This is a genomic window from Chryseobacterium sp. GQ58, assembly GCF_059758895.1.
In genome coordinates this window covers 463,205-486,990 of record NZ_JCAXEH010000002.1, presented here as the reverse complement: position 1 = coordinate 486,990, position 23,786 = coordinate 463,205, and the positions used below count along the sequence as shown (strand labels likewise).

Below are 23,786 nucleotides of genomic sequence, written 5' to 3'. Positions count from 1 at the left end.
TAATGATCTGAAAATTGTTGCTTTTTTTAAACTTTTTTAGTTGAATATAAAATTTGAGTAAAATCAATTTATCATAAAGAACGCTAAGTTTCTTTAAAATATTGAGAATATTTATAGTTTGCAAAGGTATTTCAATCAGCAAAGAAATAATTTCAAAATGTTTGTCAGATTTGACGAAGCAAGAATCTTAAATAGAAATAGATTCTTACTATTCAGAATAATAATAATACAAAAAAACCGAAACAATTATGTTTCGGTTTTTTGATAACTCAAGTATTTTGAATTATTTAGGTTGTTTTGCCTGAAGTTCAGCTTCTTTAGCTTTCATTTCAGCCATTTTTGCCTGATTTTTGGTAATTCCATAAATTTCTCTTAATGTGGTAACCGCATCTAAACTTTCAGGATTTGCCTGATACCATTTTTCAGCATGAGGAAGAGCTTTATTGAACCTTTCTTTTCTGGCTTCAATTAAAGTTGTAGCTTCATCCGGCTTTGTTTTTCTGAGTGCATTAATATCTTCAACCGCTTTTGCATCGTCTCCGATAATGGTATACACTAGATTTTGGTAAGCATTAGCCATTGTTGGTTGAAGTTCAACCGCTTTGGTAAATGAAGCAATCGCATCTGCTGCAGTTGCAGGATTCTTGGATTGCAAAACCCCCAAATTATACCAATTGGTAGCATCATTCGGATTTTTAGCTAATTGCTCTTTCAAATTAGCCATAAATTTGTCTGTATTACCGGAAGCATATAAAGCAGATCCCTGATATTCTTTCAGTTTGGCATTATTTGGATATTTTGCCAACCCTTTTTCTATAACCGCTAAGGCCTCGTCATTCTTTTTAGCATTTAATAATAGTGTCGACAAAGTTTCATACAAATCCGGCTCAACACTTTTCGTTTGCTCAGTTTTAAAATCTGTATAATCTTTTGAACTTTTCTTTAGTAATTCCCAAGTATTTTTATCTAAAGTAGTAACGTTTCCGGTTTTAGTTTCTTTAGCTGTATACGAAGTCTGAACTCCTGTAAATCCTGAATTAATCAATTCTGTATAGATTTTGATCGCTTCATCTACATTATTAGCCAAAGCATAGCTAAGCCCGGCGTAATACATATAAATTTTATCATCCTGCCCGCTGGTTTTCAGCAAGTTGTAAACTTCCATAAACTTTGGCGCAGCTACAGTATAGTTTTTTGCCTGATAAGCATCCATTGCTGCTTTATTAGAAGCCTGAAGCTGAGCGTTGACATCATCCTTTTGCCCGAAAACAAATGCTGATGAAACAATAGCTATCCCTAAAATTAGCTTTTTCATAATAATAACAATTTTATTTATTTTAAATTATTCTTCAGAGTCTGAACTTTCAGTTGTATCTGCTGAGTTTTCAGTTTCCTCATTATTTTCTGTTTGCGGAAGTGTATTTTCACCTTCGTTTTCATTGGCAGAATCTACAATTCCTTCCTCAATTTCTTCTTCATCTTCAACTTCCTTATCCATTGCTACTTTTGCGATGGCGGCAATCTCATCATTCTTTTTCAGATTGATCATTCTTACCCCTTGTGTGTTTCTACCCATCACACGCATTTCATCCATATTCATTCTGATCGCAACTCCAGATTTATTGATAATCATCAAACCATCGTCGTCCGTAACATTTTGAATTGCAATAAGATTACCTGTTTTTTCTGTGATATTAAGAGTGATAACACCTTTTCCTCCTCTGTTGGTAATTCTGTAATCTTCTACCGCCGTTCTCTTTCCATATCCTTTTTCAGATACCACAAGCACCGTTTCGTTCTCAACATCGTTCACAACAATCATACCAATAACCTCATCCTTTTCTTCAAGTGTAATGCCTCGCACACCAATTGAACCTCTTCCTACTTCTCTCACTTTCTCTTCAGGGAAACGGATACATTTACCATTTTTGGTAGCGATCATGATTTGAGAATCTCCATTCGTCAAATAAGCGCTCAACAATTGATCGTTTTCTCTGATTTCTATTGCATTGATACCATTTACTCTTGGTCTTGAATAAGCCTCTAATGATGTTTTTTTAATCGTCCCATTTTTCGTGATCATGACAACGCTCATTTGATTGATGTAATCTACATCTTTCAGGTCGTTGGTTCTGATATATGCTTTAATCTTATCGTCCGGCTCGATATTTATTAAGTTTTGAACAGCTCTTCCTTTTGCAGTTTTAGAACCTTCAGGAATTTCAAATACTCTTAACCAGTAACACTTACCTTTTTCGGTGAAGAACAGCATATATTGGTGATTGGTCGCAGACACAATATACTCAAGGAAATCTGAATCTCTTGTTGTTGCCGCTTTATTTCCTACACCGCCTCTGCTTTGGATTTTGTATTCTGAAAGCAAAGTTCTCTTCACATATCCTGCATGAGAAATCGTAAGAACTACCGCTTCGTTCGGGATAATATCTTCAATAGACATTTCACCTCCCGAATAATCGATTTCTGTTCTTCTTTCGTCACCGTATTTTTCTTTTACTTCAATTAATTCATCCTTAATAATCTGGAATCTTCTTGGTTCGTTTGCCAAAATATCTTCCAAATTATTAATTTCTTTCATAATTGCGTCATACTCATCACGGATTTTGTCAAGCTCCATTCCTGTCAAACGTGCCAAACGAAGATCAAGAATAGCCTGTGCCTGAATTTCAGACAGATCAAATTCCTGAATAATTCCTTCTTTTGCAGCTTGTGGATTGGCGCTGTGACGGATAATCGCAATTGCTTTATCTAAAGAATCCTGAGTTCCGATCACCTTCATGAAACCTTCAAGAATGTGAGCTCTTTCACGCGCTTTTCTTAGTTCGTATTCCGTTCTTCTTACAATCACCACGTGTCTGTGCTCAACAAAATGATGAATGATATCTTTCAAATTCAGCTGCTCCGGTCTTCCATGTACCAAAGCAATATTATTAACGCTGAAAGAAGTCTGAAGCGATGTATATTTGTATAATAAATTCAGAATTACATTAGGAATTGCATCATTTTTTAGTTCATAAACGATACGCATTCCATTTCTGTCAGATTCATCTCTGATTTCGTAGATGCCCGGAATTTTTTCGTCTTTTACCAACTCAGCAGTTCTGGCGATCATTTCAGCTTTGTTGACCTGATATGGAATTTCGGTTACAATAATCGCATTTCTGTTATGTACTTCTTCAAAACTTACTTTTGCTCTTAAAACCACTCTTCCTCTTCCCGTATGGAAAGCATCTCTCACGCCGTCGTAACCGTAAATAATTCCACCAGTCGGAAAATCCGGAGCAATAATATGCTTCATCAATTCGTCAATGGTAATATCTCTATTATCAATATATGCAGAGATTGCATCTACAGCTTCAGTAAGATTGTGAGGCGCCATATTGGTTGCCATACCTACAGCGATACCAGAAGTACCGTTTACCAAAAGATTTGGAATTTTTGTAGGCATCACGCTTGGCTCCGTCAAACTATCATCAAAGTTATTCTGGAAATCTACCGTTTCTTTGTCAAGATCAGATAATATTTCGTCTGATATTTTCTTTAATCTTGCTTCGGTATAACGCATTGCTGCAGGCGGATCGCCATCCATCGAACCAAAGTTACCCTGTCCGTCTACTTGTGGATAACGCAAACTCCATGTCTGAGCCATTCTTACCATAGCATCGTATACAGAAGAATCTCCGTGTGGGTGATATTTACCTAAAACGTCTCCTACGATTCTTGCAGATTTTAAGTGTTTTCTATTTGAAAAAACGTTCAAACCATACATACCATAAAGTACTCTTCTATGAACAGGTTTCAAGCCATCTCTCACATCCGGTAAAGCTCTTGAAACAATAACGGACATTGAATAATCAATATAAGACGACTTCATTTCATCAACGATGTTGATGGGAATCAATCTTTCTCCTTCTTTTTGCATATATAACTTTTATTGTAATGATAATCAGACTTTTAGAAAATTGCCCGATAACTATTTTTTTTGAATATTTAATAACGGGCTAATTTACGAAAATTTTACCGATTTTTGCTGAAGTATTTATCCAAATAATCTTAAAAATTCTTAAAATATGAGCGTGCTAAGCATTACTTTTCACTGTACAAAAAATGGCATTGAAGAATGGGAAAAATATGTCGATGAAACGCTGGTTTTAATGACCGAAAACCTGTTGGATGTCAACAAATATATTCTTTCCGAAATTCACAGCGAATATATTGATGAAGGAAAAAATTATAATCTTCTGCTGATGTTTGATGATGATGAAAAAAGAACTGATTTTACTGAAAGCGAACTGATCAATATTTCAGAAAGAATAGAAAAAAAATTCGGACAGGAAGTGATGATCTTCAATACTTTCCTCAATCCAAAAAAGACAAGATTGTAATAAAAAAGCCCCGATTTGGGGCTTATATTTTAGTGTCTTCCACGAGGTCCTTTGTGATGACCTTTATGATGGCCTCTGTCATGAGGATGATGCTTTTTATGTTTAAATATTTTTTTAGCCTGTCCCGGTGGCATTCCATGCGGGTGTCTCGGCGGTGCAACACAAGAAGCCATAAATGCTCCTATTAAAAGTATGCTGACGATTTTTATTAAATTTTTCATAACTCAGAATTTACAATTGCTATTAAGCAATCATAATGCCACTTTTTTGTCAAACTGCTTTTAATATTTAAAAACCTACCGTTTCACTCCTTCTTTCAAGCATTATAAGATCTTTCCATTCTCCATTCAGCTGCCCCACTTTCTCCCGAATTCCTACCATTCTGAAGTCGTTTTTAAGATGAAATTTTATTGACGCTTCATTTTCAGGAAAGATGTTGGACTGTAAAGTCCAGAATCCGTGGTTTTCGCTGTCGAGAATCAGCTTTTTCATTAGAAATGTACCTAAACCTTTTCCGAGATAATTATTATCAAAATAAATGCTTACTTCGGCCACGCCTTTAAAACATTCTCTTTTGCTTACAGATTTCAGGGCGCACCAGCCGATTACTTCACTATTCGCGTTTTCTAAAACCCAGCGGCAATCATTAAGAAAACTGGAATTCCAGGCTTCTGCAGTTGGAACTTCGGTATCGAAAGTTGCTATTCCGCCAAGAATGCCTTGTTTAAAAATTTCCAAAACACGTGTTTCATCTTTTGGCAGCATTTCTCTTATTTCATAATTCATTTAGAATAATTATTTTCTGAAACTTATTTTTAATTTTCAAATTTATAATTTTTTAATGAATTACTTTACAATAAAAAAGCCGCTTAATAAAGCGGCAGTAATCTTAAGGGCATTGAGAAATTGGAATTTCGCTGCAAACAACAGCATTCATCCATTCGCAGAAAACGCAGTACTTTTTAGGCTGTCCGCCATACACTGATTTCAATTCTGTTTTGCTAAGCTTCTTTAAGTTTTTCATATTTTTTAAATTAATGATTAGTAAACATAAAACGAAACTTAATCTTTTTTATTACATTTTTCTGAATAAAATTTAGAAAAACGATTATGATTGATAAATTACTATCTTATCTGTTGCTGATGTCAACTCTTACAGGCATTACAAATGAAGAGGCCATCATGTTTGAGTTTAATTTGCTTGTGTCAACTTTATACTGAAGCTGGCTCAGCACATTTTCAATTTCTTTACTTACATTTTTACAATCACCTTTTGAACGTACATTCACGATTTTTCCGTTTTCTGCAATATCAAATTTTACTTCAGAATTTACAATTCCCTGCTTGTAATCTGAATTTGTAAAATCAAAATTGGCAATTAACAGATTTCTGATTTCGTTGAAAGCATCACTTTTATTTAACTGAACTTCCTGAATTGTATTATTGTTATTTGTAGTCTGAGCTTTTACATTACCCGCCAAAGCCGTTAATCCTAAAGCGAAAAGTGAAGCGGCAAATATTTGGATTTTATTTTTCATAAGTCTTTGATTTTAAATTATATATTAAACTTGTCTTGATTTCTAAACCAAAGATATAAAAAAATATTCATACAAATTTCACATTGAGTTAACATACAGTTAACATTAAAACTTAAAATATTGATTATCAATTATATAAAAAATTAAAATAATTGAATTGTTAACATTGGATGTTGATTTTAAGATATAAAAAAAGCTAAACTTTAATAGTTTAGCTATATTTTAAGATGATTTAATTTTATTTATTGTAATTCTTTCTTTAAAAACTTTCCGGTTAAGCTTTTCTTCGACTTCACAATTTCTTCCGGTGTTCCTTTGGCGACAATTTCTCCACCATATTTTCCACCTTCTGGGCCTACATCGATGATATGATCGGCAAGTTTTATGACATCCATATTATGTTCAATTATAATAAATGAATTTCCAAGCTCAACAAGCTTATTAATGGCATCCATCAAAATTTTCACATCCTCAAAATGAAGTCCTGTTGTGGGTTCGTCAAGAATATATAATGTATTTCCGGTTTGCCTTTTTGCTAATTCCGTTGCCAGTTTGATACGCTGTGCTTCGCCACCCGAAAGCGTTGTTGACTGCTGCCCCATCGTAATATATCCCAAACCGACATCCTGCAAAGTTTTCACTCTTGCAAAAATCTTCGGAATCGGCTGGAAAAAATCGACCGCTTCATCAATCGTCATTTCCAGAACATCTGAAATTGATTTTCCTTTGTAACGAACTTCCAAAGTTTCTCTGTTGAAACGTTTTCCGTTGCAGGTTTCGCAATGAACATAAACATCGGGTAAAAAATTCATTTCAATCACTTTCAAACCACCGCCCTGACAAGTTTCACATCTTCCGCCTTTTACGTTGAAAGAAAATCTTCCCGGCTTGTAACCACGGATTTTACTTTCAGGCAATTCAGAAAATAAATTTCTGATATCAGTAAACATTCCGGTGTAAGTTGCAGGATTAGAACGTGGCGTTCTTCCGATCGGAGCCTGATCTACATCTACAATTTTATCAATATTGTCAAGACCTTCGATTTTTTTGTAAGGCAAAGGCTCCTGAACGGCTCTGTAAAAATGCTTATTAAGAATCGGATACAAAGTTCCGTTAATCAAAGAAGATTTTCCACTTCCGGAAATTCCTGTAACGACAACCAGTTTTCCCAAAGGAATATCCAAATTTACGTTTTTAAGATTATTTCCTGTAGCTCCTTTTAAAAGAATGTTTTTACCGTTTCCGGCTCTTCTTTCGGCGGGAATTTCGATTTTTCTTTTCCCCGTAATATAATCTGCTGTAATTGTATCGGCTTTCAGTAAATCTTCAGGTTTTCCCTGCCAAAGAATTTCTCCGCCAAATTTTCCTGCCCTCGGACCAATATCCAAAACCTCATCGGCTTCCAGAATCATGTCTTTGTCGTGCTCGACAACCAAAACGGAGTTTCCGATGTCACGAAGATTTTTTAATGAATTAATTAACCTTTCGTTATCTCTTTGATGCAATCCGATGCTTGGCTCATCCAAAATATACAATACATTTACCAGCTGCGAACCAATTTGTGTTGCCAGACGAATCCTTTGAGATTCTCCTCCCGAAAGTGTTTTCGAACTTCTGCTCAAACTTAAATAATCCAAACCGACATCCAATAAAAATTGAAGCCTTGTTTCGATTTCCTTTAAAATTTCGTGAGCGATAATTGCATTTTTTTCGGAAAACTTATCCTTAATATCTGCTAACCATTCTTTGAGATCAGATAAGCTTAAGCCATTGACTTCGGCAATATTTTTCCCATCGATTTTAAAGCTTAAACTTCCCGGCTGAAGACGCGCTCCTTTACATTCGGGACAAGTTTCTTCTGTTGTGAAATGCCTTTCAAGCAAAACGCCTTCATAAGAATCTTTTTCCTCAATGATCTCTTCCATAAAAGGAATCAGTCCGTCAAAACTTACTTTTATTTTCTTGGTAATTCCTGCATATTTCAGGTCTTTATTAAATTCTTTGTGGCAACCATTATAAATATAATCCAAAGCTTCTGCCGGAATATCTTTGAAAGACGTAGATAATCCTAAACCAAAAATTTCAAGAATATTTTTTATCTGAGATAAAATATATTTGTTGGATTTAATATCTTCCAACGGCAGCAAACCGCCTTGGTTGATCGATAATTTCGGGTTTTCAACAAAATGGTCGGTATTGATTTTTTTGATCATTCCCAAACCTTTGCAGCTTGGGCAGCTTCCTTTTGGAGAATTAAACGAAAAAGTATTCGGTTCCGGTAAAGCCAATGAATGTCCGGTTTCGGCATCCATTAAATTTTTTGAAAAATATTCAATTTCCGTGCTTCCCAGTTTTTGAATTCCGATAATTCCTTCACCCATATCCATTGCTGTTCTGAGCGATTTTTCCATTCTACTTTCAGAAGCGCTTTCACCAATGATCCAACGATCGATCACAATGTCGATATCGTGGGTTTTGTATCGATCCAGCTTCAAATCATACTCAATATCCTGCAATTCACCATCAATTCTTGCCTGTCCGTAACCTTTTTTGGCCATTTGAACAAAAAGCTCGTGATAATGCCCTTTTCTGGAACGTACAACCGGCGCCATCAACATCAATTTTTCACCTTTATAGTTTTCTTTGATGGTATCCAAAATCTGATCTTCGGTATAACTTACCAGTTTTTTCCCTGAAGAAAGTGAATATGCATCTGAAACCCTGGCGTACAAAAGACGAAGATAATCGTACAGTTCCGTAACTGTTCCGACCGTCGAACGAGGATTTTTGTTGGTTGTTTTCTGCTCGATTGCAATTACAGGAGAAAGCCCCTCAATTTTATCAACATCAGGACGTTCCAAGCCTCCCAAAAACTGACGTGCATACGCCGAAAACGTTTCAATATAACGGCGCTGGCCTTCCGCAAAAATCGTATCAAAAGCCAATGATGATTTTCCGCTTCCCGAAAGTCCGGTAATTACTACCAATGCGTTGCGAGGAATTTTAACATTAATGTTTTTAAGATTATGTTCCCTTGCACCGTAAACTTCTATATATTCTGTTGATTTACTCATAATTTGGTGTGATCTTAAGCAAAAATCACGATCTGCAAAATTACGGAATTTTATGGAAATTCTAAAGTTAAAAGAATGTCAGTTTATTGCAAGGTCGCAGAATTGGTGTTGTTAAATTAACTGATAAAATAATCGATTATAAAAATCAATTTTCACATTAATAAATATTTAAGTTCGTTTATATTCGTTAAAAAAATACTTTATATTAAATAAATTAGTTATATTTATATTTTAAATAATAATTCTTAAATAAACTATGAAATTAAATCATTTTCTAATTACATTATCAGTATGTGCTTTTACATCTTTAACTCCAATTATGGCAAGTAGCCAGGTAGGGATTAATACCACCTCACCCGATACAAATTCTGCTTTAGATATTGTAGATACTGCAAAAGGTGTGTTGATACCCCGCTTGGATCAACCACAAGCAAACGCATTAGCTGCTTTAATTCCCGCTAACGGTATGCTTATTTACAATTCTACCGTTCAATGTATTCAAATATACAAGAGAATATCCCCAACAGCAGGAAGTTTTGACTGTCTGGTGGTTGCAAGTAATGTCGACAACACCAATGATGCGTGGATTAACGATAACAGTACCGGAAATAAAATGGTAAAACTCGATACACAAAGTGATGCTTTAGCGGTAAGACCAGCGGGAACAGAATTTGTAATAAAAGATGACGGAAAAGTGGGTATAGGTACAACTGCACCTAATGGTAAACTACATGTAAATACTACTGAATCGGCCAATTTTGTTCGCATTGCAGACTTTCATGCGCCTTCTAACATTACTGCTGGGAATGCATCTATTCTTAATTTAGGCATAGCAGCTACCGAAAAAAATGAAGCACAGCTAAGATACGTACATGCAGCAAACGGCTCTGACTTCAATCGTTTGGATATTGGCTTTAATGGTGTTCCACTTGCTGCAACAAGTATTTTGGCAAACGGAAATATTGGAATTAAAAATATTACACCAACAGCTACTTTAGATGTAAATGGTACAGTAGAGATCGTTACTGTAGATAATGTTCTCATTGACACCAGCTATAAACAATTGGTATTAAATCCTATAACCCATAGAGTGGAAACTACTTCTGACAACTCAAGTATCAAGCGAAATAATAGTTCAGTAGCTAGTGCTGCAACTGTAAACATAGGATTGCCTCTTACAGTTGGATCATCAGGAACTGGAGTTGGTTATGAAATTAAAATTTTAACACATAATGGCTGCGGAGTATCTGCTTACAACACATTTATAGTTACCGGAAGTTCTTCAGGATTTTGGAGAATCCGCCATACGGGAGGAATTTCCGAAAATGGTCCGGCTACAAGTACAAGTTCAGACCAAGGGGCTACAGTTGCAGTAGTCAACCCTCTTAGCGGCGGTTGCCAAGATACCGGCAATGCATCAGCGCTCAATTTTACCTTAAAAATAAATAATTCCGGACAACTGTCTATAACTAATAACGGAAACATAACCAGAAGTTATAGAACTATTATATCTAGAGTGATAGATTAATAGATTTAAAAAAGTAAATTATTATAAAAGCAATAAATTATAATACCAATGAATTTCTCATTGGTATTTTTTAATTAATTTTCATAGAAATCAACATCCTCATTGGTGGCTTTCACCAGATATTCGATTCCGTCGATGGCTTTTGAAATAATTTGATTTCTAAGAATATTGGCCATATTTTCCCAATACGCTCTTCCGTAAAAAGAGTAATTATGCGGAATAATTTCTACTTCCACCGTTCTTACAAAACCCTCTTTCGGCTTATTGCTGATCATTGTTCCTCTTTTAACGCGTACGTCTTTTAGTTCATCTTTCAGAACCATTCTGCAATAGTTTTTTACATCTTCAAGAGAAATTATTTTGTCTCTGGTCGTCAAAGCATATTTATAAGCCTGAATACTGTCGGAGCCTTTTTGCTCTTCAGCTCCACCGATACTTTCCGTAAGAAGTACGAGCGACTGTGATTTCAGCTGATTTGAAAGTTCGGTTCCGGGACGCAAATGATTGGCAAAAGTACAATGCGTTATCCAGAACGATGCATATGTGTGATCGGTTTTATCAACAGGTTCCATGATGACGTAGTTCAGTTCTTGCCTGATATTTCTTTTTGCATTATTTACTTTTTGCACCATCGACTTCATTTTGTCAGACATTTCGCTGAGCATTGCTTTCACATTATCGCGGTTTAATAAAGAAAAAGCTGCAATTTCGTCTCGTGTCAATTCCAGAACATTAGAAATCATATCGACGGCATTTCTGTTGTTGAAACGTTCCATTCCGCCTTTTCTTACGGTATACAACCCTTTTTTTAAATCATCTGAAGGGGTAAAAGGTATTTCAGAATATTTTCTTCCGTCGCCATCCTGAACCTCTTCTACATATAGAAAATGCTCGCCTTCTTCCGTTATCAAAGGAATATTGTTTCCCATTATGTCAAGACTGTATTCGGTTTTTTTCCAACCTCTGTTGTAAATAGGAAAAGCATTCAGAACAAAAGTAAAATTATCTAAAATCTCTGCCGAAAACTGTGGCGGAAATTCAAAAGTGAGCCACAAAAAGGTTTTTCCTTCAATATATTTTTCAATTTCTTCTCTTCCGTTTAGAAAATCCAAATCGTGAGGCAATTTTCCGGGTTCTGAGAAAAGATCTCTTGAAAGCCCCGTAACTTCAATAAATTTGTGATGATAAATGCTTTTTATGTCTTCAACAATTTTTGTCTGAATAGATTGCTCGCGAAAAATCTGTTCATAACCTTCCGTCTGCTCGTTTTTAAGATATTTTATACCTTCCTTTACAAATAAAGGATTGCCGTTACTGGAAACTTTAATATACGGAAGCAGCTTGTATACAAAATCTAAATGCTCGAAAGCCGGGTTTGAGCAAAATATGCTTAAATATTTAGAAAATTTTTCATTTGAATATTTTGAAACATCAATCCCGATCGTTACTTTTCTGTAATCCGAAGGCCTTCCCTGAAATCTTGAGATCGGAATTTTATTTAAACGCTCATCAATGCTGTAACACGTATTTCCTACAAACATAATCGCCGTCTGAGCCTTGTTGGTACGCACATTTCCGATTGGCGTAAAAGGAATGTTCAGCTGTTTGTCGGATTCTGACTTTACGGTAGAATTCATCTGTTTTTTGAAGAAAAACTCTGTATGTTCCAATAAAACTTCGGAAGATTCGAAAGGCCAGGTAAACGCAACAGCATGTGCAGGAACCGGATGTGTATAAATGGAAGGCGTGAGAAGTTTTGCCAGCTTTTCTAAAATCCTTGCATTAACGGTCTGTATTTCGTTGTTTGCCCTGAAAACTTCTGTGCTGAAAGCGTCTATTAAAAGTTTCACAAAAGGATCCAGAGATTGCGGGCTTTTCAAACCCCAGACTTTGGTGGCATTCTGAAGCATCCTTGCTTTTACGGATTCTTTGGAATATATATTCTGATCTAAATTCATGGTTGGTAATAAGGTAGTTAATCGATAGACATCGGACTTAGAAATAATTCTGTAGAAAAGCTGAAATGCTCACCTGTAGCCTCCATTTTTGCATTGATCGCTATTCTTACTTTTTTCTTGATTTCCGTATGCTCTTTGGTGTCATAGTTGTGCTCTACAATTTCTATATGAGCGCTTATTTTGGGCTGAACAATTCTGGGCTCAAACTCCTGAATCTGCTTTTTCAGACTTTTAATAAAAATATTTTCCCAAACCGCCGATGTTATTCCGTTATCAAATTCCAGATTCCAAACGTCGTTTCCGTAATTTTCATCATATCTGTTTTCCCCTTTTTTGGTCGTAATGAGCAGCATAATATTGTGGGCAATACTTTCCCCCATATCACAAGTATCAATACTTCCGCCTTCGCTCATCAATGCCGACGGCACGAAGGGCATTCTGTAATTTGGTGTGTCCATAGATTTTTAATTCTCTATTTATTTTTGGTGTCATTATTTAAAATGAAATACCAAATTAATCATTTTGGGTGAAATAATGAGCTATTGAAAATTAAAAATACTTTTAAAAAATTTACGGCTCCAAAACAAATTTGAAAGCCGTAAGTATATTTAAAATTTTATGATTAATAATTCTTTAAACCATTAAGATTCCTTAAGCTGTGAAGATTATTAAGGGATTGCGTCGCTTTGCTCGCAATGACAAATGCTGATTAAGATTCTTTTTTATTTCGGTTAATAAAATAATAAACAGGAAGCCCCAATAAAACGATCAGAAATCCCGGCCAAGTATATTGCTGCTTATAAATAAGAAGCAGAACACAAAAAGCAGTTCCTATTAAGAGATAAACGAACGGCGTCACAGGATACAACCATGTTTTGTAAGGTCTTTCAAGGTTTGGTTGTTTAATTCTTAAATAGATAACCCCGAAAACGGTAATCATATAAAACAGAACAATCACAAACGAAATCATATCCAAAAGATTGCCGTATTGACCGCTCAGACATAAGACAGAAGCCCAAACTCCCTGCATCCATAAAGCGTTTGACGGAACATCATTTTTATTGTTGTCAATTGCGGATTTAAAAAACAAACCGTCTTTTGCCATCGTCTGAAAAACCCTGGCTCCAGCTAAAATCAATCCGTTGTTACATCCAAAAGTAGAAACCATCACCAAAACCGCAATGATAACCGTGCCTGCGCTTCCAAAAATATTCTGTGAAGCCGCAACCGCCACTCTGTCGTTGGCCGCAAAGGCAATCGAATCTCTGTCGATAGCGTTTAAATAAACAAAATTCACGGCAATGTATAAAATCATCACAGCAGAAGTCCCTAAAATCATTGCTTTTACCACATTTTTTTTAGGATTTTCTATTTCACCGGAAACAAAAGTCACACTTTCCCAAGCAACAGAACTAAAAACGGAACCCACCATTGCAGCGGCAATTCCGCCCATCAAAGTCATTCCGTCTATGGATTCCCAACCAGTTTTCAGGAAGTTTCCGGTAGCGTCTTTTTTAATATTGTTAAATGCATCCTGGCCAAAACTAAAATTTTCTGCCAAGTGAGAAAAATCAACCAAAATAAAACCCGCAGCAATTAATCCTAATAAAGCCAGAATTTTTGAACCTGTAAAAACATTCTGAAGCAATTTTCCGCTTTCGACACCTCTCGTATTGATGTAAGTGAGCAAAAGAATAATGGCAATTGCCAGAATCTGAATCCAGGTAATCTGAAATTCTCCACTTTGAAAAATAGGAGCCGCATTATTAAGCGCCGGAACCAGATACGCTGTAAATTTTCCGAAAGCCATTGCAACAGCTGCAATTGTTCCTGTCTGGATCACCGTAAACAAGCCCCAACCGTAGAGAAAGCCCATCTTTTTACCAAAAATCTCCGTAAGATATGTGTATTGGCCGCCGGCTTTAGGAAATAATGCTGAAAGCTCGCCGTAGCTTATTGCTGCTGCGACCGTCATGATTCCGGTAATGATCCAAACGACAATCATCCAATATCCGGAACCGAGATTCCGCATCATATCGGCGCTCACAATAAAGATTCCGCTTCCTATCATCGACCCCATCACAAGCATTGTGGCGTCCCAAAGTTTTAGTTTTTTATGCATGTCTGTATATTGACTCCAAATATAGATAAATATGCAATTAATTTTCACTATTGTTTGTGAATTTGAAAAAAAGCTGTTTTAATCAAGTTTTTATTCATTTCAAATTCAATTTTTATTATTAATTTTGAAAAAAATATTAGAATGAAATTCAAGTCCATATTATTGGTTGCAGCCGTAAGCGCTTCAACTTTAGCATTTGCTCAGGAACAGAAAAAAATTGGTCCGCCTGCTGGAAATGCAATTGTAGGTGATACTTATGGTTCTGCAGTTGCAACATCGGCAGAATCAAAAGCGATAACTGTTGAAAAACTTGGAAAAAAGCTTAAAAAAGACAACAAAAAAGTTGAAAACGTAGCCATCAAAGGAAAAGTAATTGATGTTTGTGAGAAAAAAGGATGTTGGCTGACGATCCAGACTGAAGACGATTCTCAGTTTTTTGTAAAAATGAAAGATTATGCATTCTTCGTTCCTACCGCTTTGAAAGGTAAAAATGTAGTTTTGGAAGGTGCTGCTGAAAGAAAAGTAATTTCTGTAGACGAACAGAAACATTACGCGGAAGATGCTAAAAAACCACAATCTGAAATCGACGCAATCACAAAACCGAAAGAAGAGATCAGATTTGTAGCGAATGGAATTAAAGTTGTGAACTAATAAGTTTTTATTGAATTAGTTATTCCAAAGATTCTTTGAGATTCCTCGGAATGACATTCACCTATAAAATGCAAAAGCGGAACATTCAGTTCCGCTTTTTTAGTCTTCAATTTTAAAATTTACCTGTGCATCGAGCTTTGGATATTTTGTTTCGCAGACAAATCTCTTTCCGGTGCAGTCTATTTCAAGCCATCCTTTTCTTTTCTTTACATCGCCAACTTCCATCACAAAAGGAATAAAGGAAATTTCCTCTTTTCCGTCTTCTAAAATTTCTCTGTACTGAACGGCAATATCCAAAATACATTCGTGATCGGTATTCAGTTTTACATTTCTGTACACAATATCATAATGTGTTTCTTTATTTTCGGGGATTTCAATATATTTTTCCCAGCCTTTAGAATCGGATTTTAGTTCACCGATTGATTTTAAAGCATAATATAAAGCGATTGTATAATATTTTCTGGTTCCTTTTCTTGTATAATCATCTACAAAATGACCACCTTCAAACAAAATTGTCGGCATTCCTGCTTTAATAAAATTGTCTCCTGTTGAGTTTGGATAAAATTCGTCAGTATATCTTCCGATTTGATTAGGAATTAATTCTTTTAAATGCTCATAAATATTACCAATCACCGCCATACACTTCTTCCGGTTTTCAGTAATTGTACGTTCTTCATTTTCAGAAGGCGCCAAAAAAGAGAGCGTCGCCGGATGAATTCCGTCTGTTGTGAAAATTGTTCTTTGCTCATGAAGATTTAAGGCATAATGGTATTTCTTTGCAGAAACTATATTTTTCAGAATTTTAATCTCTTTACTTGCTTCATTGTGAAAATCTCTGTTCAGATCGATTTCTGCGGCATTCAGTCTTGTCCATTTTTCAGAGCCGTCCGGATTTAACATAAAAATAAAATCTAAACTTATTTCACTAAAAAGCTCTTCTTTCAATTCAGGATTTTTGTCAAGCGTAACCAAAAGATCAAGCATTGCATGTGTTGCATTAGACTCGTTTCCGTGCATTTGCGACCATGCTAAAACATGCGTGTCGCCATTTCCTAAGCCTAATTTATAAATAGGTTTTCCTAAATACGATTTCCCAATCTCAGAAATGTAATCGCTGAGATTCGTCTGTAAATAAGAAAATAGCTTTTCCGGGGAAATATAGCGGTTTGGAAAGTCAGGATTTTGAATATACAAATGTTCGAAGCTCATGAAAAGAAATTTACAAGCGTCAAAAATAATGTTTTTTCCTAATAAAATAAAATTAACATTTGTAACTTCGTTAAACAATGTAAATTGACAAAAAGTCTGTTGATAAAATTGTGGATTGCTATATATTTAACTAATAATATTTAAATATCTTAAATTCAATAGTTTATATAATTTATATAAACATATTAATTAAATATACTTTAAGTGAATATAAGTCTATTTATTTGAAAATGAGTGTTATTTTATTAAACATGTAAAATGTGGATGAATTAAGTAAACTACAATAATACACAAATGTAAATTGTAATAAAATTTTATTTTTAGTCCTAGCTATAAAGTAGATTTAGATTAAAGTAGTAAGCATAAGTTGATATATAATTGTCAGAAAATATAATTAGGTAAGTTTTCAAAGTTTCAATTTAATAAAACGTTACTAAGGAAATTTAAACTTTATATATTATTTAAATAAATTTGATATCCCATAAATCAGCATATTAGCCCGTCTCCTACTCTATAAAAGCAATATTGCATATAAATCCATTTTAAACTATTAAAGGGATATACTACTATAAAAAAATGCTAAATTTTAAATTTTATTGAAACTATCTAATGCTTTACTTTAAGTAAATAATCATAAAGTTAATTTCAAAAAATATTGTTGGTAATTAGGAAATTTATTAATGGAATTATATAACTATATGATTTTGTTCCAGTTATGACAGTTTACTTTTGTATATTTTAAATGTTTAAATTCGTTTACATTTGTATTTTGCATTTGTAAACTTTATCTTTACATTTGTAAAGTGATTCAAAATTAGTTTTATGGGTTTAAATGAAAGAATTTCGAAGGTTATAGAATATTCCGGCTTTACTTCTTCAGAGTTTGCAGATGAAATTGATGTGCAGCGTTCTTCTATTTCGCATATTGCTTCAGGAAGAAATAAACCTTCATTGGAATTCATAATAAAAATCAAGTCTCGCTTTCCTGAAATCCTTTGGGATTGGCTCGTGAACGGCGAAGGAGAAATGCTAAAATCTGAACTTCCCGAAACTGAAATCAAAAAAGAGGAAACTGAAGAAGAGAAAACTAAACCAACTTCACTTCCCGATCTTTTTACGATGATGAATGACGATGAAGATTTTGGAAGCGATGAAGAAGAATTACAATTAACTTCGACTGAACGAGAATCTGTTATTTCGCATCAAAGTAAGGCTCAGGAAAAAATATCTGATTCTCAGCCATTAGAAAAGTCAAATGACCAATTAATTAGTCAAATAACTGAAAATCAATCAAATAAAATAAAAAGAATTGTTTTGTTTTTTGAAAACGGAAAATTTGAAAGTTTTGAGCCATAAAAAAGCCTGATTAAAAATAATCAGGCAAAAAAAATTATGATGGAATTAGTTTTTAATCAATTTTGTGATTTTTGTAGTTCCATTGCTTTTAATACTTACAATATAATTTCCTTTTGGTAAATCGGAAACATTATATTGTTCAGAATCTTTAAAGGCCTTTACCAATTTCCCTGACGTGTCCAATATCTCTACAGCATTGGTATTTTCCGCATTGCTTATTTTAAAAACATCCTTTACAGGATTTGGATATACCTGAACCCGATTATCATATTGTACCGTTTCATTAGTTCCTAATGTTGCAGAAGTATATGTTATGATAAATGGTACATCCATATTAACATCAGGAGCCGTTTCAGGCTTACCCTTATCTGTTACTTGAGACCATGTGCTTGTTGCCACATTATATTTCTTTGCATTAAAACCAGGAAGGCTTCTGCTTCCATTAACTGTTACTAAAGGGCTTGACCCACCATTTGTTACTACTATATTATCCAACTGATATTTTACCCAGTAAATACCTGGCCCTAAAGTTATCGGTGTACTAGCTTTTATTTTAAATATTCTTCTTGAGGTTGAAGTACTGCTTGGTGAGGATGTTGGAACTGTAGTATTCCCTGTTCTATATATGAATGCATTTTCTCCGGATAGAAACCGATTGGTAGTATCATCGCCAAAAACACTTGTTGCCCCTGCTACAGAAGGATCTGAACTGTAAATATTTACTCTTACAGTAGTATAAGGATTAGTAGTACCTGTATAACCGGAATCATAACCAAAAAAGTCAATCGATGATATTTGCCATTGAGATCCTGCGGGAATTGTGAAATCATCTGCCAAGAAAGCACCCTCATCACTTGTAACTTCATAGCCCGTAGTAATGTTACTTTCTGTAGTATTACCTGTATCATTCTGTAGCTCCGACCATGTATAGCCAGTTGGTGCGGCAACGCCGGATTTTGTAGTTGCTCCCGTACTTAAACCGCCGTTTTCATAAGTTTGTGCAAATGTGAAGTTTGCTATTAAACCTACTGCAAAAAATAATTTTTTATTCATTGTTCTAATTTTATTGTACACTAATATATGAAAAAATAATTTAAACAAAACAATAATTAATTGAAAAAATTAATTTAATTATATTTTTATAATAATAATTTAAACTTAAAGCAAATAAAAATATTTTTCTAGAATAATTACAAACATTCAAATGTTATATTATTCATGAATTGAAATTTGAATTTGATTCATAAAAAAGCCTGATCAAATTGACCAGGTAAAAATTCCGAAGAAGAAACTAAAATTACTGTTTTAGCAATTTAGCTATTTTTGTCGTTTCATTACTTTCAATTTTTAGGAAATAATTCCCTTTAGGTATATCTGAAATATTATATTCTTCAGAAACTTGTAAATTTCGAATTAGTTTTCCAGACATATCTATAAGTGCGATATTGCTTACCTTTAAATTATCAATATTACTAATTTTAAAAGATTCTTTTACAGGATCAGGATACACCTGAACTCGATTATCATATTGTACATTTTCATTAATCCCTAAATCAGAAGAAGTATAAGTTATAATAAAAGGTAAATCCACGTTCACATCAGGAGCCGATGATGGATTTCCTTTATCAACCAATGGGCTCCACTGGTTAAACATGATTCTAAAATTCTTTGCATTAAAACTGGGAAGCCCCCTGCTTCCGGGAATTGTTACGGTAGGGCTTGACGCACCATTTCCAGACGTTTGCTGAGTAGCATCTGAAACCGAATATCTTATCCAGTAAGTTCCCGGTCCCAAAGTTACAGCAACATTTGCCTTAACTTGAAATATTTTTTTTTCCGTATCGGTCGGTATTGTTGCAGGAACTGTAGTATTTGCTATTCTGTACATCAATGCGTCTTCACAAGATTCATATCTATTGGTAGGATCATCAAAAGCAACTCCTGCTCCCGGGACAGATGGATCTGAACTGTAGATTTTAACATAAGTCGATCCGAATGGACATGTTGCTCCTGCAAAGTTTGATTGGTAAGCAAAGAAGTCGATAGATGAGATTTGCCACTGTTCTCCTGCAGGAATTGTGAAATCATCTGCCAGATATCTTCCGTCACTTGCATTAAAACCCGCAGTCGTATTGCTTTCTGAAGTATTACCTGCATCATTTTGCAATTCGGACCATGTATATCCTGTTGGTGCGGCAGTTCCGCTTTTTGAAGTGGCTCCTGTACTTAGGCCTCCGTTATTATAAGTTTGTGCAAATGTGAAATTCGCTATTAAACCTATAGCAAAAAATAATTTTTTATTCATTGTTTCAATTTTAGTTCACACTAATATATAAAAAAATAAATTAATTAAAATGAAATAAATAAAATTATTAATAAAAATTACTTTAAAAACGATTAATATTCTTTAAATTTTTATTTTAAATCATGGCTAATCACAATAATCTATACCTCAGACAATGAAGAACTATAAGCATGAACTATAAGCTAATCATAAAAAAGCCTGACTAAAAAATAGCCAGGCAGAAAATAGTAAGATGGGAGGTTTAATTTTTAATTAATTTGGCAACCTTTGTAGTTTCATTACTTTTTATTTTTAAAATATAATTTCCTTTAGGCAAATCAGAAATATTATATTCCTCAAAAACATTCAAGTTTCTAATTAATTTTCCGGACATATCAATAACTTCAATATTACTTATCTTTAAGTTTTTAGGAATATTTATTTTAAATATGTCTTTTACAGGATTTGGATAAACCTTTATTCTATTATCATATTGCAACATCTCATTGGCTCCTAAAGTATTATTTGTATATGTAATTATAAATGGCATATCAATCGGAACATCAGGAGCTGATGAAGGATTTCCTGTATCCATATAAGTTGACCATATCCCGCTACTAACAACTAATTGCTTAGCATTGAAGGTTGGTAATCCTCTACTCCCTACAATTGTTACAGGTGGTAAAAATCCTCCGCTTGCAGTTGTGACATTCTCAAACTGGAATTTGACCCAATAGGTTCCGGCTGATAAAGTAGTTGGGGCATTCGCTGTAATTTTCCAAATCTTTCTGGTTGTTCCCGGATTTAGATTAGATGGTACGCTACTATTTAATACTCTGTACATTTGAGCATCAACACTTGAGCTGAACCTATTGGTGGTATCATCTCCAAAAACACTTACTGCACCCGTTACAGATGGGTCCGAGCTAAAAATATTAACCCTTACTTTATTGAAGGGAGAAGTTGTGCCTGTATAGCCCGTTTGATAACCAAAAAAATCAATTGTACTAATTTGCCATTGCTCTCCTGCCGGAATTGTAAAGTCATCAGCAACAAAGTGACTTGTAGATGAAGAAATATATGTTCCACTAATTCCTAAAAAGTTGTTAGCTTCTGTTGTATTTCCATCATTATTCTGAACTTCAGACCATGTGTAGCCTGTTGGTGCGGCAGTTCCGTTTTTTGAAGTAGCTCCTGTACTTAGGCCACCATTCTGATAGGTTTGTGCAAATGTGAAATTCGCTATTAAACCTATAGCAAAAAATAATTTTTTATTCATTGTTTTAATTTTTAAATATTTTTAAAAGATATAAAAAAAAAATTATAAAAACAAAATAAAATATTAAATTTATTATTTAAATAATTTTATTTGAATTATTTTTTACTAAATAAGTTGTTATATAGTTAACTAAATTCAAATAAATTATTTTTTTTCAGAAAGCATTAAAAAACTCCACCCAATAGGTGAAGTCTAATATTTATAAAAATTTAAATAAATTATTTTTTTCTTCTTTCAAGTTCTTTTTTAATAAGTCCCAATTCGCGGCCTGTTTGTCCGGCAACAGAAGTATTTTCTCGTGCACGTCTTGTAAGATAAGGCACGACATCTTTTACCGGTCCGTAAGGAAGATATTTAGCCGCATTATAGCCTTTATCGGATAGATAAAAGGTAATATTATCGCTCATTCCATAAAGCTGCCCAAAATAAATGTGAGGATTGTCGTTTGTCAGTCCTTTGGTTTTCATTTTATCCATAACCAATTCAGACGAAATTTCATTATGAGTTCCGAAGAAAGCGGAAACTTTATCTAAATGATTCATTACAAAATCGATTCCTGCATTATAATTTTTATCTGAAGCATCTTTATTCGGCTGAATAGGATCTGCATATCCTTTTTCAGCAGCACGTGCTCTCTCTTTTTCCATATATGCACCGCGAACGATCTTGTAGCCAATAAAATAATTCTTTTCTCTAGCTTTTTGAAGATGCGCCTCCATATATTCAAGACGTCCGGTTCTGTACATTTGGATGGTATTCCAGACGATCGGTTTTTCCTGGTTGTATTTCTCCATCATTTCTTCACAAAGCTGGTCTGCTGCATCCTGCATCCAGGTTTCTTCAGCGTCTATCATTACTTTTTTGTCGTGTTCATGGCAAAGTTTACATACTTCATCAAATCTTTTAACCACTCTCGCCCATTCTTCTTTTTGGCTTGAAGTCAATTCTGAATTTTTTCCAACCCCTTCATATAAATCAATTCTGCCAAAAGCAGTAGGCTTGAAAACGATAAAAGGTATTGCAGGATTTCCTACAGAAAACTTGATAATATCCTTAATTTCCTGGCAAACAGCATCAAAAGTTTCTTCATCTTCTTTACCTTCAATCGAATAATCAAAGATGCTCCCGACGCCTCTTTTAAAAAGCTGCTTTACCACTTTCATACTTTCTTCGCGGGTTTCGCCGCCCACAAACTGCTCAAACAAAGTATTTTTTACAATGGTGGTAACGAAAGGAAAATTATTGTGAACGGTAAAGTTAAGAATTGAAGTTCCAAGACCTGTCAAAGCGGGCTGTTCGATCATTTTAAACATCCAATACGCTTTTCTTAACTGCGCATCCGTTTTGTCTGCAAATGCAACTTTAGTATCGTTAAAAATGGGCATTTTTTATTAAATTTAATTTTGCAAATGTAAGAATAAACATGAAAATTTTCAGTAAATATTTTCTAGAATTTACTTTCTATTCCGTTGATAAACATTGAAATAATTCCTATAAAAACCCACAATCTTAGCATATTAATGGTAATAAAGTTGCTTTTTTTTGAATAATTCAAAATAAAATAAACGCATCCTATCATTACAAATAATCCTGCAGCAAAATAATAAGCCATAAAACCTGAAATCCCTGTTTTAGCAATTAGTTTCATAGATACTGCAATGGTAAGGATCAACAAGAAAATAATAATTGATTTTGCCGTTTTATTTGGAAAAAAATTAGGTATTGTTATATATCCGAATGCTTTGTCCGCATTTTTGGTAAGAGTATCTTTTACAATATCTATGCATAAAAGCATGAGAAAAAGAAAAACAGCCATGAGCAGAACTTCCTTTGAGAAAGTTTCGTAATAAACCATCATTCCAAAAAAAGGATACAAAGTAAGACTTACAAAGGTGAGATTGTTTATAACTAAAATACGGCTCAGCTTATGACTGTAAAACCACATAAAAAACTGATAAACAATAAAAAAAATAAGAACTCTGTAAGAAATAAAACTAGCAATTCCTAAAGAAATAACCGTCAACGCGATGTATGCATACAAAAAGTATTTCTGTTTGATAAAACTCTGAATCCTTGTTCGGAATGGTTTTACGATATGATCTTTTTCAAAATCATAAAATTGATTGATAATTCCGCCGGCAAGAATCGACAAAACTGTACAGAAAATAATTCCGTGAACTTTAAAATCAAATACAAATTTTCTGAAATTTTCATCCTGATTAAACAGGAAAAACGTAGAAACATACAATGCAAATGTGAGTAAAATTGCCACAAAAAACCTGGCTCCCACCAAAAAACCCACCAATTGTGAAAGTCTGTAAAACAAGGATTTGGAAAAAAAATCTTTTTCCTCAAAAGTTTCTTTTTCAGAATTCATTCCACAA

The 23,786-nt window shown here is 34.2% G+C and carries 20 protein-coding genes; 4 read left to right on the top strand and 16 right to left on the bottom strand.

From position 1 onward, the window contains the following. Positions 1-283: 283 nt before the first annotated feature. Positions 284-1,315, bottom strand: coding sequence for a tetratricopeptide repeat protein (locus AC6CHK_RS06355; protein ID WP_498094627.1), 1,032 nt, complete (start codon positions 1,313-1,315; stop codon positions 284-286). A gap of 27 nt (positions 1,316-1,342) precedes the next feature. After that, positions 1,343-3,940, bottom strand: coding sequence for a DNA gyrase subunit A (gene gyrA / locus AC6CHK_RS06350; protein WP_498094625.1), 2,598 nt, complete (start codon positions 3,938-3,940; stop codon positions 1,343-1,345). Between the two features lie 148 nt (positions 3,941-4,088). Here gyrA and AC6CHK_RS06345 point away from each other — a divergent pair, with 148 nt between their 5' ends. Then, positions 4,089-4,403 (top strand): DUF4286 family protein, encoded by a 315-nt coding sequence (locus AC6CHK_RS06345; RefSeq protein ID WP_498094623.1) that lies wholly within the window; start codon positions 4,089-4,091, stop codon positions 4,401-4,403. A gap of 29 nt (positions 4,404-4,432) precedes the next feature. Here AC6CHK_RS06345 and AC6CHK_RS06340 read toward each other — a convergent pair whose 3' ends face one another. The 5 genes from AC6CHK_RS06340 to uvrA all read right to left on the bottom strand — a co-directional run bounded on the left by AC6CHK_RS06340 (position 4,433) and on the right by uvrA (position 9,015). Then, positions 4,433-4,624 (bottom strand): hypothetical protein, encoded by a 192-nt coding sequence (locus tag AC6CHK_RS06340; RefSeq protein ID WP_498094621.1) that lies wholly within the window; start codon positions 4,622-4,624, stop codon positions 4,433-4,435. Positions 4,625-4,691: 67 nt separating this feature from the next. Then, on the bottom strand, positions 4,692-5,189 hold the full coding sequence (locus AC6CHK_RS06335; RefSeq protein ID WP_498094619.1) for a GNAT family N-acetyltransferase: 498 nt from the start codon (positions 5,187-5,189) through the stop codon (positions 4,692-4,694). A gap of 103 nt (positions 5,190-5,292) precedes the next feature. Next, entirely contained in the window at positions 5,293-5,427 is a 135-nt protein-coding gene (locus AC6CHK_RS06330) for a bacteriocin-like protein (RefSeq protein WP_498094617.1), read from the bottom strand. A 106-nt stretch (positions 5,428-5,533) separates the two neighbouring features. Further along, entirely contained in the window at positions 5,534-5,941 is a 408-nt protein-coding gene (locus tag AC6CHK_RS06325; protein WP_498094615.1) for a hypothetical protein, read from the bottom strand. Between the two features lie 242 nt (positions 5,942-6,183). Next, positions 6,184-9,015, bottom strand: a complete 2,832-nt coding sequence (gene uvrA, locus AC6CHK_RS06320; protein WP_498094613.1) for an excinuclease ABC subunit UvrA — start codon at positions 9,013-9,015, stop codon at positions 6,184-6,186. A gap of 256 nt (positions 9,016-9,271) precedes the next feature. Between uvrA and AC6CHK_RS06315 the strand changes: the two genes are divergently transcribed. Next, a complete protein-coding gene (locus tag AC6CHK_RS06315) occupies positions 9,272-10,543 on the top strand; it encodes a phage tail-like protein (RefSeq protein WP_498094612.1) in 1,272 nt (423 codons plus the stop codon). 74 nt (positions 10,544-10,617) lie between these two features. On the opposite strand, the gene AC6CHK_RS06310 is transcribed toward AC6CHK_RS06315, so the two are convergent. The 3 genes from AC6CHK_RS06310 to AC6CHK_RS06300 all read right to left on the bottom strand — a co-directional run bounded on the left by AC6CHK_RS06310 (position 10,618) and on the right by AC6CHK_RS06300 (position 14,623). Further along, positions 10,618-12,501, bottom strand: a complete 1,884-nt coding sequence (locus AC6CHK_RS06310) for a type VI secretion system baseplate subunit TssF (protein ID WP_498094610.1) — start codon at positions 12,499-12,501, stop codon at positions 10,618-10,620. Positions 12,502-12,518: 17 nt separating this feature from the next. Beyond that, positions 12,519-12,959, bottom strand: coding sequence for a GPW/gp25 family protein (locus tag AC6CHK_RS06305; protein ID WP_498094608.1), 441 nt, complete (start codon positions 12,957-12,959; stop codon positions 12,519-12,521). Between the two features lie 251 nt (positions 12,960-13,210). Then, positions 13,211-14,623, bottom strand: a complete 1,413-nt coding sequence (locus AC6CHK_RS06300; protein WP_498094606.1) for an APC family permease — start codon at positions 14,621-14,623, stop codon at positions 13,211-13,213. A 141-nt stretch (positions 14,624-14,764) separates the two neighbouring features. Here AC6CHK_RS06300 and AC6CHK_RS06295 point away from each other — a divergent pair, with 141 nt between their 5' ends. Continuing rightward, on the top strand, positions 14,765-15,274 hold the full coding sequence (locus AC6CHK_RS06295; RefSeq protein ID WP_498094604.1) for a DUF4920 domain-containing protein: 510 nt from the start codon (positions 14,765-14,767) through the stop codon (positions 15,272-15,274). A 99-nt stretch (positions 15,275-15,373) separates the two neighbouring features. Here AC6CHK_RS06295 and AC6CHK_RS06290 read toward each other — a convergent pair whose 3' ends face one another. Beyond that, a complete protein-coding gene (locus tag AC6CHK_RS06290) occupies positions 15,374-16,483 on the bottom strand; it encodes a M14 family zinc carboxypeptidase (RefSeq protein ID WP_498094602.1) in 1,110 nt (369 codons plus the stop codon). Between the two features lie 822 nt (positions 16,484-17,305). Between AC6CHK_RS06290 and AC6CHK_RS06285 the strand changes: the two genes are divergently transcribed. Continuing rightward, complete coding sequence (locus AC6CHK_RS06285; RefSeq protein ID WP_498094600.1) at positions 17,306-17,839, top strand: helix-turn-helix transcriptional regulator; 534 nt, start codon at positions 17,306-17,308, stop codon at positions 17,837-17,839. A 45-nt stretch (positions 17,840-17,884) separates the two neighbouring features. Here AC6CHK_RS06285 and AC6CHK_RS06280 read toward each other — a convergent pair whose 3' ends face one another. From AC6CHK_RS06280 to AC6CHK_RS06260, 5 genes are all read right to left on the bottom strand, one after another. After that, a complete protein-coding gene (locus tag AC6CHK_RS06280) occupies positions 17,885-18,892 on the bottom strand; it encodes a T9SS type A sorting domain-containing protein (protein ID WP_498094598.1) in 1,008 nt (335 codons plus the stop codon). Positions 18,893-19,136: 244 nt separating this feature from the next. After that, positions 19,137-20,144, bottom strand: coding sequence for a T9SS type A sorting domain-containing protein (locus tag AC6CHK_RS06275; RefSeq protein ID WP_498094596.1), 1,008 nt, complete (start codon positions 20,142-20,144; stop codon positions 19,137-19,139). Positions 20,145-20,385: 241 nt separating this feature from the next. Continuing rightward, positions 20,386-21,402, bottom strand: a complete 1,017-nt coding sequence (locus tag AC6CHK_RS06270; RefSeq protein WP_498094594.1) for a T9SS type A sorting domain-containing protein — start codon at positions 21,400-21,402, stop codon at positions 20,386-20,388. 218 nt (positions 21,403-21,620) lie between these two features. Then, positions 21,621-22,787: a proline dehydrogenase family protein gene (locus AC6CHK_RS06265; protein ID WP_498094592.1), complete on the bottom strand. Its 1,167-nt coding sequence runs from the start codon at positions 22,785-22,787 to the stop codon at positions 21,621-21,623. Positions 22,788-22,849: 62 nt separating this feature from the next. Next, positions 22,850-23,779, bottom strand: coding sequence for a UbiA family prenyltransferase (locus tag AC6CHK_RS06260; protein WP_498094590.1), 930 nt, complete (start codon positions 23,777-23,779; stop codon positions 22,850-22,852). Positions 23,780-23,786 lie beyond the last annotated feature (7 nt).